A 13,982-nucleotide genomic window follows, 5' to 3' on the forward strand; every position below is an offset into this window, starting at 1 on the left:
TGATAAATGAAATTATATCGGCAATTTTCAAAATATATCAACTGTAATTTAAATTATATCAGCGATTTTTTAAATATATCGACTTACCGACAATTAACGACAAAATCATCCCGCTATTTGCAGGTAGTCAGTACTAATAAAAGCTCCCATTCATCGCTCAAAAATAATCCGCTGCTTTGTTATTTCTTCCAACCTGCCTCGATCTACTTCATACTCACGTTCAATACTTTGCGGTACCCTTACTTTTCCGCCTTCAAGCATCACTTCCGGTGAAATAATATCCCTCTCCCAATGTCTACTAGAAGCAGATATATCTCCAGGAATCGTAAAGTTTGGCAAAGAGGCGAGTGCAACATTTTGAGCTCGTGAAATCCCCATTTCTACCATGCCACCGCACCAAACTGGTATGTTATGCTCCATACAATAATTATGGATTTGAACGGACTCTGTTAATCCGCCCACTCGCCCTGGTTTAATATTAACGACGCGGCAACTGCCAAGCGTAATCGCAACACGTGCGTCTTCTAAACTATGGATGCTTTCATCTAAACAAATCGGTGTTTCAATTTTCTTTTGCAGTTGTGCATGATCCAGAAAATCGTAATCCGCTAACGGTTGTTCAATCATCATAAGCCTAAATTCATCTAGTCGTTTCAACTTCTCCGTATCCGCTAATGTATAAGCTGAATTTGCATCAGCCATTAACGGGATGTTCGGAAACTCTTTGCGAATTTCTTTCAGTAATTCGTAATCATGTTCTGGCTTTATTTTCACTTTAAAGCGCTCGTATCCTTCTTCCGCGTACTTCTCGATTTGTTTTAACATAGTGGGAATTGTATTGATCCCAATCACAACGCCGACTTCAATTTCAGACCTATTTCCGCCAAGCAATATCGCTAACGACTGCTTTTGACGCTTCGCATATAAATCCCAGACAGCACCTTCAATTCCGGCCTTTGCCATCCGGTTTCTCTTTATATGTTGGAACAAAGACGGTACTTCATTCGGATGAGAGATTTCAGCTTTCAATAAATCTAGTAATAAAAAATCCTGAAGTACATGCAGCGCTGTCTTCACCGTTTCTTCCGTATACCACGGTTCAGAAAATGCAACGACTTCACCAAAACCAATGTATCCATCTGTATCTTCTAATTCAATGATGATACTTTCACGCTTTTCATAAGTCCCGTAACTTGCCGCAAACGGGATAATGAGCGGCATTTCCGTTATATAAAGTGTCGCTTTTTTTATTTCCACCTACATCTCCTCCACTAATTTTCTTAACTCTCGTCTTAACAATTTCTTCGAAGCATTTCGTGGTAATTCCTCTAAGAAACATGCTTTCTTCGGCACTTTATATTTCGCTAATTTCTCTTCGCAAAAACGAATAATTTCTTCTTCTGTTACGTCTCCACTTTTTACAACAAAAGCAGCTGGTACTTGTCCCCAACTTTCGTCAGCCATACCGACAACACCCGCTTCTACTACCGCTGGATGAGAGAGCAATACTTCTTCAATTTGAGCTGGATATATATTTTCTCCGCCAGAAATAATTAAATCACTGCGGCGATCTAATACGTATAAAAATCCTTCCTCATCTAAATAACCGAGGTCACCAGTATGAAGCCATCCATTTCTGATCGCCTCATGCGTCGCATCTTCACGGTTAAAGTAGCCACCTGTTACGTTCGGTCCTTTTACTACAATTTCTCCTTCAGCACGGGGCGGCACAACTACGCCGTCTTTTTCAATACGAAGCTGACACTGAAATAGTGGTTTTCCGGCTGATCCTACTTTCGTTAACATGTAATCTGCTGTTAACGTACAAATTTGCGATGATGTTTCTGTCATACCGTACGTTTGATACACAGGAATTCCTTTTTCCACACATGTTTCTAATAACGGCTTCGGTGCTGGTCCTCCCCCAAGTAACATGCATCGTAAAGAAGATGGATATGTACCTTCGCCAAGTCGTTCTAATAAATCTGTTAGCATTTTAGAAACGACAGAAATAATCGTAACGCCTCTCGTTTGAAGTGCTTTATGAATAAAATTAGCATCATATTTTGGAACGAGTAAAATGCGCATACCGTACATAATATTTTTCATTAAAAGAGATAACCCGCCAACGTGGAACATTGGCATACAAGCTAACCAACAATCATCATCACGAAGCCCTAAATTAAGCGAAGAACCGACTGCACTTGCCCAGTGGTTACCGTACGTTAAAATAACGCCTTTCGGTTTCCCTGTCGTCCCTGACGTATAAATAATTGTCATCGCTTCTTCTAAAGAGAATTCTTCTTGTATAAATGCTTCCGCCTTCGGTCCTTGCATCACTTCAGCAAATGAACATACTGGAACATTTTCCGTCTCAAACTCTTGATCCGTCACTAAACAAACAACTTCCGCATCATCCATTTGCCAAAGTAGCTCTTCTCTTGAAAGACGCGTATTTAAAAGCACAGCTACTGCACCTATGTAAGATAGGGCGTGAATAACTGTAATCATCTCCATACCATTTTTCATCAGAACAGCCACCTTTTGCGCCCGCTTCACTCCTACATGCGTGAGGTGTTCACAAACAGATACTACTTTTTCATGCAGCTGCACGAAAGTAACCTTCCCCTCTTCAATTTCAATTGCAGTGCGATCAGGTGTTAAAAATGCACGTTGCATTAACCAATTCGGCATCGTCTCCATCACTCATTCTCCTTTCATGAAAGAAAGAGACCTGATATGACATCAAGTCTCTTAGTTGTTTTGTTTCCGGTGTGATCTTTTGGGAGCGTCTCACATTGTGTGCGAGCCGCTTCCGTCTAAGAACCTTCCGCACGAGAAAGTAAAAAACACTTTCTGTACGAAAGAACCTTAGCCTACGGGGCTAAACAGTCGGCTCCGCTTTTGGTTTCATCCAGCTACAGCGGCTAGAATGTTCGGTGGCTTCACTTCTTCCTACGAGGCAAAAAGCGCCTCTTTGTCAGAAGTTGCATCCCCCTCACATTCTAAGCGAGCCGCTTCCGCTTTTGGTTTGATCACGGGAAACGAGGGAATTGACCGAAGTCGGGACTGCGTTTTTCTTTGAACGCGTCGCGGCCTTCTTTTGCTTCGTCAGTTGTGTAGTACAATAACGTTGCGTCTCCAGCTAGTTGTTGAATACCAGCTAAACCGTCTGTGTCTGCGTTGAATGCAGCTTTTAGGAAACGAAGTGCCATTGGGCTGTTTGCTAAAATTTCTTGTGACCATTGTACTGTTTCTGCTTCAAGTTCTTCTAATGGTACTACTGTGTTTACTAAGCCCATATCAAGTGCTTCTTGTGCACTATATTGACGGCATAGGTACCAAATTTCACGAGCTTTCTTATGGCCTACCATACGAGCTAAATAACCAGCTCCGTATCCACCGTCAAAGCTTCCTACTTTAGGACCTGTTTGTCCGAATACAGCGTTGTCTGCAGCGATTGTTAAGTCACATACGATATGAAGTACGTGTCCACCACCGATTGCATAACCTGCTACCATTGCGATAACCGGTTTAGGGATTGCGCGAATTAGACGTTGTAAGTCTAATACGTTTAAACGTGGGATTTGGTCGTCACCTACATAGCCACCATGACCGCGAACTTTTTGGTCGCCGCCAGAACAGAATGCACGTCCACCTTCACCTGTTAAAATGATAACGCCAACATTTGCATCATCACGAGCGTGTGCAAAAGCATTGATTAACTCCATTACCGTTTTAGGACGGAATGCATTATGTACTTCAGGGCGGTTAATCGAAATCTTTGCGATGCCATTGTATGTTGAATAAATAATATCTTCGTAATTGCCTTCTTTTACCCATTCAATAGTCATTACTATTACCTCCTTTTATATTTCTGATCTCCGCTATAAGTGCAACTTCCTTCTTGCTGAAAAAAGTATCACTGCATAGTTTTTAGAAATCCCTTTACTATTGTATCAAACTTTTCCGGTTGTTCCACATGAATTGCATGGCCAGCCCCATCAATTTTGACAAATTTCGCATGAGGGATGCATTTTTCGATGTTTTTTAATATGCGAAAGAACTTTTCATCGCTTTCTCCATTCAGTAAAAGGACAGGCATTTTTAGGTTTTGCAATTCGTTCCACCATGAAGGCTGAGCCCCTGTTCCCATGCCGCGAAGACTATTTGCAAGTCCTTTTGAATTATTAGCAAGTCGTTCTTTTCGCACCGCTTCTTTTACGCTTTGCACTAAACGTTTTTGCGTTTCAAATAGCGGAATATTTTCCCACATCGATACAAAACTTCGGATGCCTTCTTGCTCAATTTTATCGGCAAGTCGTTCATCTTTTTCCTTGCGTTCTTTTCGCTCCTTTGCACTCTCAAGTCCAGCTGTACAGTTTTCTAAAAGAAGCGAACGCACATATTCTGGATATAAGCATGCCATCGTAATCGCAAGTCTACCACCCATTGAATAGCCAAGTATGTGCGCATTTTCAATATGAAGATGATCCAGTAGTTCTTTCATTTGCAGTGCCACATTTTGAATATCATAATGCGTCACATCTTCAGGACTTTCCGTTTTCCCGTGTCCAACAATGTCTACTAGAATGACTTGAAACTGCTCGCTCCAAGAAGGAATAAAGGAACCCCACGTTTCCATGCTTCCCGTAAAACCATGAAGAAGTAGAAGTGGTTCCCCGCTTCCGGCTACTTCATATTCATACGATACACCTTGCAATGTTACTTTCATTTTGATTCACCTTGCAAAGATGTAGTAATAACGTCCATTGTTTTTGCCCATAGTTCACGATGTAATTTCAAGTTTTCTTCGCGATTCGTACAAATTTCCACAACGTGTAATCCATTCGTTTTCGTTCCAGTTTGTACTTCTTCTCGGAAGTTTTCCCAACCATTTACACGGCTAAATGAACCACCATACATTTTGACAACATGTTCATAATCAAGCCCAATTGGTGTTCCAAATAATGATTCGAAATGTTCCTTTTTCTCGTATTGTGGTAAGAATGAGAAAATACCTCCACCATCATTATTTACAACAACAATCGTTATATTTAACTCATGTAGTTTCGCGGCTAATAGTCCGTTTAAATCGTGATAAAATGATAAATCACCGATTACTAATACGAGCGGATCACAAATAATACTCGCTCCTAAAGCTGTTGAAATGATTCCATCAATACCATTTACACCGCGGTTCGCCATTACTTGAATGTTTTTATCCGATGTGAAGAAAAATGAATCGGTATCGCGAATTGGCATACTATTACTCGCAAATAACGTTGCCCCTTCTGGTAATACACTTACAATATCCGTAATTACTTTTCCTTCAAATGCCGTTTCATATGTTTCCATCTCACGAAGCGTTTCTCTCGTTTTCTCGTTTATATGTTTCCACATTCCGAACCAATCATTCTTTTTCATAACTGGCATTTTCTCTAATAATGCTCTGCAAAATTCACTGTCACTAGCTTGTACAACTTCTGTCGCAACTAAAGCTGGATCTCTCCATTGTCCAGATTCATCGACAACGATATGAACAGCTTTCGTTTGTTTTTTGATGAACTGCGTTAATGCTTTAGAGACAGGCATTCCTCCGAAACGAATTAAAACATTCGGCTTCCACGTTTCTTTTAACAATTCATTTCGTAAAAATGTATCGTAACAATCTATAACCATCGTTTTATCATGATTACCACTACGGAGGTTAGAAAGTGGATCTGCTAAAATTGGATACCCTGTTTTCTCAGCTACTTTCATAACAACTTCTGTTATTTCTGGATGACTGCCGTCTCCACAAATAATAAGCCCCTTTTCCATATGTGAAAGGCGCCCTACAAGAGAATCTACATATTCACTCGGCATCGTCACGTTCCCTTGCTGAACTACTCCTGTATATTCACCACGCCCTTTATCCCATAAACTTTCTAATGAGAAATCCGGTATAAGCGGCTCGCGAACTGGAAAATTAAGATGAACAGGTCCTTGCGGCGCTAGAAGTGCGCTTGCTATCGTACGCTGCGTTGTCATTCGAGCGTAATGATACATTGCTTCACTCGCTTCAGGAAGTGCCATCTCTGTAAATTGCTTCACAAAAGTACCGTATAAATTAAATTGATTCATCGCCTGTGGTGCACCCACATCTCTTAATTCATGCGGTCTATCCGCTGTTAATACGATAAGCGGCACTCGTGAATGAAACGCTTCACATACAGCTGGATAATAGTTCGCTGCTGCCGTCCCTGACGTACATAATAGCGCAACAGGACGTTTTTTTACTTTCGCAATACCGAGCGCAAAAAATCCTGCTGATCTTTCGTCTACATGTAAATATGTTTTCATTCCTTCATGTTGTTCCATTAGTAAGGCAATCGGCGTTGACCGTGAGCCAGGACTAATGACAACATCACATACATTTAGACGCGTCAGTTCGTCCACGAACGCGCCTAAATAATATGATAATGCTTCTATATGATTGTTCATTTCATTAATTCCTCCAAAGCACCAAGCATCGGTCTAAACTTCAAACTTGTTTCTTCATATTCAAGCTGCGCTACTGAATCAATTACGATACCACAGCCGGCAAACAAGGATGCCTTCTCGCCATTTAATAATCCGCAGCGAAGTGCAACCGCAAATTCACCATTTCCTTCATCATCTATAAAGCCAATTGGTGCACCATATAATCCTCTATCTAAAAGCTCTACATCACGAATTAATTTCAACGCCTCATGACGAGGTGTACCACCAAGAGCTGGTGTTGGATGTAATTCTTCTACCATCGTTAAAAGACTTGCATCACCTTTTGCTTCTACTGGCGTATATAAATGGATTAAATTTTTCGTCGTTAATAAGCCTGGGCTCTCCGGAATATTAACAGATTCGCAATGCTCACTTAGCACACCTCGAATCATGTTAACTACATAACCGTGTTCAGCCAAATTCTTTTCATCATGAAGAAGCGTCTCACCATTTTGTTTACTTTCTTCTATAGAATTGCCATGACCAATTGAACCAGCAAGGCACATCGATGTGAACTTCTCGCCTTCTTTTCGAATCAATCGCTCAGGTGTCGCCCCTAAGAAGCATGCTCCTTTATAATCAAAAGAAAATACGTAACAATCCGGTTGCCCAATGCGAAGCGCTTCTAAAACAAGAACGGAATCAATATGCTGATCCATCGTTAATTTTAGCTCCCTTGCTAATACAACCTTCTGCACGTTCCCTTGCTTCATTTCATCTTGCACTTTTCCAATCGCGTTCATCCAGCCAATCGGATCAACTTCTACTTTAGAAGTAACTGTTAATTTTGATCCTACTAGTGCACATTTACTCTCTTGTAAAATTCTCTCTTCTACAGAAATAATTTCGTTATAAAGAGTTTCTGCACAATCTTCAGCTGAAACGAACTGATTAATCGTTAACCACGCCTTTTCATTTTTTACAGTTAATAAAAATGCTGGTAGTGAAAATGTGGTATCATCAAATTCTTTCCAAAGATTCGTTTTTTCTTTTTCTTGGTCAAATGAAAATCCACCAAATAAAAGAGGACCTGTTCCAAATTCGTATCCTTCTCTTTGTACGAATGCTTTCTCTTTTACTTTATCCCACTCGTCACGAGCAGTTTGAAAGCGTTTGTGAGAAGAATTTGCTATAGTGAAAACAGAGCCAATTCCAGCAAATATTACATGCTGAGCTGGGTCTGCAAAATAACATCTATTTTCGAATGCGATCCTTTTTCCTGCTGCATAAAACAGAAGTGGATCCACCCAATCTATTTGTTTTACAAAACTAACTAATGTTTTTTCATCAGTCGTACGCTTAATAGCTGTAACAAGAACTTCTTGTAAGCCTTTTCGTTTCGTTTGAATCACAATTGTCTCCCCCCTATGGGCGAAAAATAGTCATAATTACGCTTGATTTTAAGATACACCTCAAAGGAAAGGCCTGTCAACGTTTAGCATTTCTGAGAAATTCACCTTCTCTTCCTAGAAAATAAACGTTGACACTAAATGATGCTTTTTCTACACTTAATTGTGTACAATATGTGACCAAGGAGGATTCAACATGGAAATGAACGTCGAAACGAATTCCTCTCCTACGGCGCCAAAGCCAAGTAAACAAACAGGCTGGCGAATTTGGTGGAGTTTATTACGTCCCCATACATTAACAGCAGCTTTCGTTCCTGTTTTCATCGGAACAGCTTTTGCAATGCAGGTCGGAGGTATAAATCAAATACATCTTCCTCTTTTCTTTATGATGCTTCTTGCTTGCCTTCTCATTCAAGCAGCAACGAACATGTTTAATGAATACTTTGATTATAAAAGAGGACTCGATCATGAAGGTTCAGTTGGAATCGGAGGTGCTATCGTCCGCGATGGCATTAAACCAAAAACCGTGCTTAACTTAGCATTCGGATTTTTAGGCATCGCAACGCTATTAGGTGTTTATATTTGTATGAACTCTAGCTGGTGGCTTGCTGCAATCGGTCTTGTTTGTATGGCCGTTGCTTACCTTTACACTGGTGGCCCCATTCCAATTGCGTACACACCATTTGGAGAGCTAACAGCAGGATTATTTATGGGTGTCATTATTATTGGTATTTCATTCTTTATCCAAACAGGGGCAGTAACATCAGAAGTGATTTTATTATCTATTCCAAGCTCCATTTTAATTGGTGCAATTTTACTATCTAACAATATTCGTGATTTAGATGGTGATAAAGAAAATGGTCGTAAAACGTTAGCAATTCTCGTTGGACGCGAAAGAGCCGTTGGTGTACTTGCTTCTATGTTTATCGTTGCCTACATTTGGACAATCGCTTTAATCATCGTTAACATCGTATCACCATGGATGCTTATCGTATTCTTAAGTGTACCGAAAGCATTTAAAGCGACGAAAGGCTTTATCGGCAAAAGCATTCCAATGGAAATGGTACCTGCGATGATTTCAACAGCAAAAACAAATACAATTTTCGGTCTCCTAATGGGAATCGGATTATTGCTTGGATACTTCCTATAGAAAGGAGCTGCTTATGCGGCTCCTTTTTTCATATACCGACTTCCCGGCTGAAATTCATCTCATAATTCCTACTCTCAACGCTCATACTATGTAAAGAAACTGAATTGTAGGAAGGTGGACGACTATGTTAACTCCACAACAAATAAATCAATTTAAATCTATTCTAGAAAAACAACAGCAAGAAGTTGAACAAACGATACAAACTCATGAAGATGAAAACCGTGCATCTGAACGTGATTCAGTAGGAGAATTGTCTAGCTATGACAACCATCCAGGTGATATGGCTACAGAATTGTACGAACGTGAGAAAGATTTCGGACTCATCGAATTTTGGCATAAACAGTTAGAAGATACGAAACATGCTCTGCAAAAAATTGAAGCTGGTACGTACGGAATTTGCGAAGTGTCTGGTGAGGAAATTCCATTTGAAAGATTAGAAGCAATGCCAACTGCTACAACGTGTATTCAGCACACTACAAATAAATTAGATATGAAGGCGCGCCCAGTTGAAGAAGAGGTGCTAAATTCTTCTTTTCATAAGCACGACGAAGATCATTCTGTAGAGTACGATGCTGAAGATGCTTGGCAAGACGTCGCAAATTACGGAACATCAGAAACACCATCCGATTTAGAAAGACAGGATTCAAAAAACTATAATGGCATGTACGTAAATAGTAAAGAAAATGTTGGGTATGTAGAGGATTTCGAAAACTTTATTGGAACAGATATGTATGGAAAAAACCCACAAGTTTTCGCAACAGAAGAACATGAAGAATATGAACAATTGCTTGATGACTCTGAAGAACGTACCTTTAAAGGTGAATTATCTTCAGATGAGTCTGGTTCTAAAGCATAAAAAAAGCATTCCGAAATTCGGAATGCTTTTTTTCGCTAGCTAATTAGTTTTTTGTAACGTTAGCTGCTTGTGGTCCGCGGTTTCCATCAACGATTTCGAAAGAAACTTCTTGACCTTCTTCTAAAGTTTTGAAGCCGTCGCCTTGAATAGCTGAGAAATGTACGAATACGTCTTCTCCGCCTTCAACTTCGATGAAGCCAAAACCTTTTTCGCCGTTAAACCATTTAACTTTACCTGTTTGCATGTCATGTACCTCCTAAATAAAAATGAAACTATGAATCCACATGAAAAGGTGGATATAAAGGACATGAATGTATAACAAGCTTACAGCCTTTAATACAACGTGCTTTATTTCCGTACCACATTATGTAGCTCAATAGTGTTCTCACTATATCATGCTATATCAAAAACGTCAAATGAGAACACTTTCTTCCCATCGTTTTTTATAATCCTAGTATAACCTTAAATTCTCATTCTATTTTTATTCAAAAATTAACAAAACTACAGTATTCTAATTTCTTTAATTTTTGTACAATATAATTACTACATATGATGAGGTGAAAAAATGCAAGCACATGAAATCGAGTATAAGTTATATGGCGATGATATGCAGTTTGTTGAAATTGAATTGGATCCAGAAGAAAGCGTTGTCGCAGAGGCTGGCGCAATGATGATGATGGAAGATCATATCGAAATGGAAACGATTTTCGGTGATGGTTCTGGACCATCTAGTGGTCTATTCGGTAAATTAATGGGCGCAGGTAAACGTCTCGTTACAGGTGAAAGTATGTTTATGACTGTATTTACAAATACAGGTCATGGCAAACGACACGTATCATTCGCCGCTCCTTATCCTGGAAAAATTATTCCTGTTGATTTAACAGAATATCAAGGAAAAGTAGTCTGCCAAAAAGATGCATTTCTTTGTGCCGCAAAAGGTGTTTCTATCGGAATTGAGTTTACTAAAAAAATAGGAACTGGTTTCTTCGGTGGTGAAGGTTTCATCATGCAAAAACTTGAAGGTGATGGTCTAGCTTTCATGCATGCAGGCGGAACTGTATATAAGCGTGAATTGAAACCTGGCGAGAAACTTCGCATTGATACAGGTTGTCTCGTTGCAATGACAAAAGATGTTAACTACGATATTCAATTCGTTGGAAAAGTAAAAACAGCTCTATTTGGCGGTGAAGGTTTATTCTTCGCAACGCTAGAAGGTCCTGGAACGGTTTGGATTCAGTCCTTAACACTTAGCCGCTTAGCAGCACGCCTTACAAGCCCAGCAGCTCAAAGCAGCGGTGAAGGCAGCGTTTTAGGCGGACTTGGTCGCCTTTTAGATGGGAAAGAATAAATAGTGTCCTTCTGGGGCCTTAGCCATCAACTTAAGAGAATGAATAAAATTAAAACACCCTTTCATAGTACTGCATGAAAGGGTGTTTTAATTTACGTCTACAAACAACAACACGTTGGTTGAGGAGTTACGCATACTAGGTGAAAAATTCCGAAATGAATTTTCCAAATCATCAGTCCATGAGGTTAGATAATATGTCCAGACATAATGCTGTCCTCGTTTTTTCTCCATTTTGGTTCACCTCGCATTATTTAGATAAAATCTGCCTTAAGCTAACGGGCAGGTTAGTTTAATAAGGTAATATTTGGATTAAGATAGATATAAGTAAAAAATTAATAAGGTTTACTTCAGTAAAATAAGGTATATTATATTGGTTGAATAGATTCTCTTTAAAGACAAGAAAAGTAGGTGAACAAAGTGGGAAAATATCAATTGGATTACAAAAGTCAGGTAGCTGTGGCAAAGTTTCATGAAAAACAGACGCCTGCCAAATTTGATAAAAAGCAGCAACTTGAAAAATTGCGTGCGGAGTATTTGAAAAAAAAGCAAAAACAAACAGATAAATAACACGTTACATTTTCCCTAATTTTCTGTATATGGTGCAAACAAACACAAGAAAATAGGTAAGTTATTCATCGTTCAAATATATACAGGCTATTTTTCAAACCTCTTACTTAATGAACTAACGCATGCGTTAGTTCATTAAGTATAACTAAAAAAGTCGATTCCTTGAGATTGAAATCGGCTTTTTTATTTAGGTGGACTATACAAACCATTTTTAACCATATAACATTCCATCGCTTCATTAAGCCATAACTCTTCTTCCTCTGTATAAGGAGAAGGCATCGTATTATTATATTGTTCTTCTACATTCTCTAATTTACCTAGAGAATACATTGTCTCTTCACCGACATACTTAAGAGTCGCTTTCATATGTTCATCAACCAATTTTTGCACTTCTGAATCTTCAATTTGTCTTCCAAATAACCTTTTCACTTCTTTTGCTAAACGCATAAACTCTTTATCAAGTGCTATGTCCTCTTCTTCCGGCTTATTATATAATCCATCAGCCACTTCTTTTGATACATATTCTTCAAGCCATAAACGTTGTTCATTTTCTTTTTGGATACTATTAATTAAGCTCATTAATATGTTACTATCTACCTCTTCATCTTCCTCAAGGTATACCATTGTTCGTTCAATCGCCTTTATCGAAACTTCAAGTTGTTTTTTCTTTTCTTCAAAGGCTACTCTTTGATTTTGTAATGTTTCTTTTAAGCTTATATTCAAACTTTTCACATTGAGCATGACACGAATTTCTTCTAAACTATATCCTAATACTTTAAGACTCACTATTTTTTGGAGCGCTAATATATCTCTATCTTTATATACACGGTGTCCTGAACTTATATTTTTTTCAGGTTTAAGCAGGCCAAGTTCATCGTAATACTGTAGTGTCCTTATTGATATACCTGTTCTCTTTGAAAACTCACCAATTGAATACCCTTCCTTTTTGCTCATCCTACACTCCTCCTAACAATATGTTTACAAAAATCATACTCCCTCACGTAACTGTAGGTTCAAGCCTTTTTTCAAAAAAGAATGAATCAAGTCCCTCACTGCATATATTGAACTATACCTTTTCTTAAGGAGGGCTTGCTTGATGCGTACTCCTTTATCCTTTGATAAAGATACTGCCATATTGTTAGCATCTTGTTGTGAGTTAACGTATGAACAATATAAACAAAATGGGATTTTTGAAATACCTGATGGATTCCAATATGTACAAGGCTTTCAAGGAAAAGCGATTCAAACGATGGAATGGTTTGGGTTCATATTAGAATCTGAAGATACGATTATTGTAGCTTTTAGAGGCACACAAACAGATACAGATTGGATTATCGATTCACTCGTCAACCAAAGACCATACCCATACGCTTTAAATAGCGGAAATGTTCATAACGGCTTTCTTTCAATTTATGAATCTTGCCGGGATTCTATTATGGATATGCTCGTGTCATTACCAGCCCATAAGAAACTTCTTGCAACAGGCCATAGCTTAGGCGGCGCGCTCGCCACACTACATATACTCGATGCGCGTATCAACACCGCCTTCGCACAGTACGGTCTTTATACATTTGCCTCTCCCAAAGTGGGCGATATTGTATTTCGTAATTATTATAAACTACAAGTAGCTAGTAGCTTTCGCTTTGTTAATTTATTTGATGTCGTTCCTCTTCTCCCTCCGCGCAATGTCCATTTTAATGAACAAGACTGGGAATATGCACATGTTCATCACAACATGACTTTTACAAAAAACACAAAATCTATTACAAATAATCATGCCATGACAACATACAAAACATGTCTGACTTCTCATTTTTAACCAGGTAATGATTGGAAACCCTATATCCTTATACTATAATAATATATGAAGTTATTTTTGGATGAGGGGACCTTACATGCTAAAATTTATCTTTGCACTTTTTCTAATTGTAATTTTTACGTTTACAGGTTTCTTTACATTTTCATACTTTGCGACGGGAGAATATGATGGAACAGGTATCATATATACCGCTATCCCATTTCTTTCTTAAGCAAAAAAAGAAAACCGAGCTTAATGAGATTAAGCTCGGTTTTTTAAGTGATTATATTCCTCTTTTAAAAGTGAATACACTTTAGCGTCCCTATACGTATTATTCATTTTTACACTTTGTCTCCATGAATAAAAGTCCCTTCAAAAGGGACTTTCAC

At 38.7% G+C, this 13,982-nt stretch carries 14 protein-coding genes; 6 read left to right on the forward strand and 8 right to left on the reverse strand.

Translation table 11 applies throughout. The annotated features are described in order from the left end of the window. Positions 1–150 precede the first annotated feature (150 nt). From menC to NSQ08_RS22995, 6 genes are all read right to left on the reverse strand, one after another. A complete protein-coding gene (menC, locus tag NSQ08_RS22970; protein ID WP_340779040.1) occupies positions 151–1,257 on the reverse strand; it encodes an o-succinylbenzoate synthase in 1,107 nt (368 codons plus the stop codon). Continuing rightward, positions 1,258–2,703 (reverse strand): o-succinylbenzoate--CoA ligase, encoded by a 1,446-nt coding sequence (locus tag NSQ08_RS22975; RefSeq protein ID WP_137076394.1) that lies wholly within the window; start codon positions 2,701–2,703, stop codon positions 1,258–1,260. 332 nt (positions 2,704–3,035) lie between these two features. After that, on the reverse strand, positions 3,036–3,854 hold the full coding sequence (gene menB / locus NSQ08_RS22980) for a 1,4-dihydroxy-2-naphthoyl-CoA synthase (protein WP_002034513.1): 819 nt from the start codon (positions 3,852–3,854) through the stop codon (positions 3,036–3,038). Positions 3,855–3,922: 68 nt separating this feature from the next. After that, the gene (gene menH / locus NSQ08_RS22985; protein WP_340779044.1) at positions 3,923–4,735 is read right to left on the reverse strand and encodes a 2-succinyl-6-hydroxy-2,4-cyclohexadiene-1-carboxylate synthase; all 813 of its coding nucleotides are present in this window, start codon (positions 4,733–4,735) and stop codon (positions 3,923–3,925) included. Beyond that, complete coding sequence (gene menD, locus NSQ08_RS22990; protein WP_033709545.1) at positions 4,732–6,486, reverse strand: 2-succinyl-5-enolpyruvyl-6-hydroxy-3-cyclohexene-1-carboxylic-acid synthase; 1,755 nt, start codon at positions 6,484–6,486, stop codon at positions 4,732–4,734. The genes menH and menD overlap by 4 nt, the downstream gene beginning before the upstream one ends. Continuing rightward, positions 6,483–7,877: an isochorismate synthase gene (locus tag NSQ08_RS22995; protein WP_002034516.1), complete on the reverse strand. Its 1,395-nt coding sequence runs from the start codon at positions 7,875–7,877 to the stop codon at positions 6,483–6,485. Before NSQ08_RS22995 ends, menD begins: the two co-directional genes overlap by 4 nt. A gap of 193 nt (positions 7,878–8,070) precedes the next feature. Here NSQ08_RS22995 and NSQ08_RS23000 point away from each other — a divergent pair, with 193 nt between their 5' ends. Together NSQ08_RS23000 and NSQ08_RS23005 are read left to right on the forward strand one after the other, a co-directional pair. Then, positions 8,071–9,024, forward strand: a complete 954-nt coding sequence (locus tag NSQ08_RS23000; protein WP_002015811.1) for a 1,4-dihydroxy-2-naphthoate polyprenyltransferase — start codon at positions 8,071–8,073, stop codon at positions 9,022–9,024. A gap of 124 nt (positions 9,025–9,148) precedes the next feature. Further along, the gene (locus NSQ08_RS23005; RefSeq protein ID WP_340779050.1) at positions 9,149–9,880 is read left to right on the forward strand and encodes a yteA family sporulation protein; all 732 of its coding nucleotides are present in this window, start codon (positions 9,149–9,151) and stop codon (positions 9,878–9,880) included. A 43-nt stretch (positions 9,881–9,923) separates the two neighbouring features. On the opposite strand, the gene cspD is transcribed toward NSQ08_RS23005, so the two are convergent. Next, entirely contained in the window at positions 9,924–10,124 is a 201-nt protein-coding gene (gene cspD / locus NSQ08_RS23010) for a cold-shock protein CspD (RefSeq protein ID WP_001193051.1), read from the reverse strand. Positions 10,125–10,445: 321 nt separating this feature from the next. Between cspD and NSQ08_RS23015 the strand changes: the two genes are divergently transcribed. Further along, positions 10,446–11,228: a TIGR00266 family protein gene (locus tag NSQ08_RS23015; RefSeq protein WP_002034521.1), complete on the forward strand. Its 783-nt coding sequence runs from the start codon at positions 10,446–10,448 to the stop codon at positions 11,226–11,228. 417 nt (positions 11,229–11,645) lie between these two features. Continuing rightward, positions 11,646–11,795 (forward strand): hypothetical protein, encoded by a 150-nt coding sequence (locus NSQ08_RS23020; protein ID WP_000521653.1) that lies wholly within the window; start codon positions 11,646–11,648, stop codon positions 11,793–11,795. A gap of 183 nt (positions 11,796–11,978) precedes the next feature. Here NSQ08_RS23020 and NSQ08_RS23025 read toward each other — a convergent pair whose 3' ends face one another. After that, complete coding sequence (locus NSQ08_RS23025) at positions 11,979–12,749, reverse strand: MerR family transcriptional regulator (RefSeq protein WP_002015805.1); 771 nt, start codon at positions 12,747–12,749, stop codon at positions 11,979–11,981. 142 nt (positions 12,750–12,891) lie between these two features. On the opposite strand from NSQ08_RS23025, the gene NSQ08_RS23030 reads away from it, so the two are divergent. Together NSQ08_RS23030 and NSQ08_RS23035 are read left to right on the forward strand one after the other, a co-directional pair. Then, the gene (locus NSQ08_RS23030) at positions 12,892–13,614 is read left to right on the forward strand and encodes a lipase family protein (protein WP_002034520.1); all 723 of its coding nucleotides are present in this window, start codon (positions 12,892–12,894) and stop codon (positions 13,612–13,614) included. A 76-nt stretch (positions 13,615–13,690) separates the two neighbouring features. After that, positions 13,691–13,825: a hypothetical protein gene (locus NSQ08_RS23035; RefSeq protein WP_000911070.1), complete on the forward strand. Its 135-nt coding sequence runs from the start codon at positions 13,691–13,693 to the stop codon at positions 13,823–13,825. The last annotated feature ends 157 nt before the right edge of the window (positions 13,826–13,982 follow it).

The organism is Bacillus sp. FSL E2-8887 (assembly GCF_038007205.1).
GTDB lineage: Bacteria > Bacillota > Bacilli > Bacillales > Bacillaceae_G > Bacillus_A > Bacillus_A mycoides.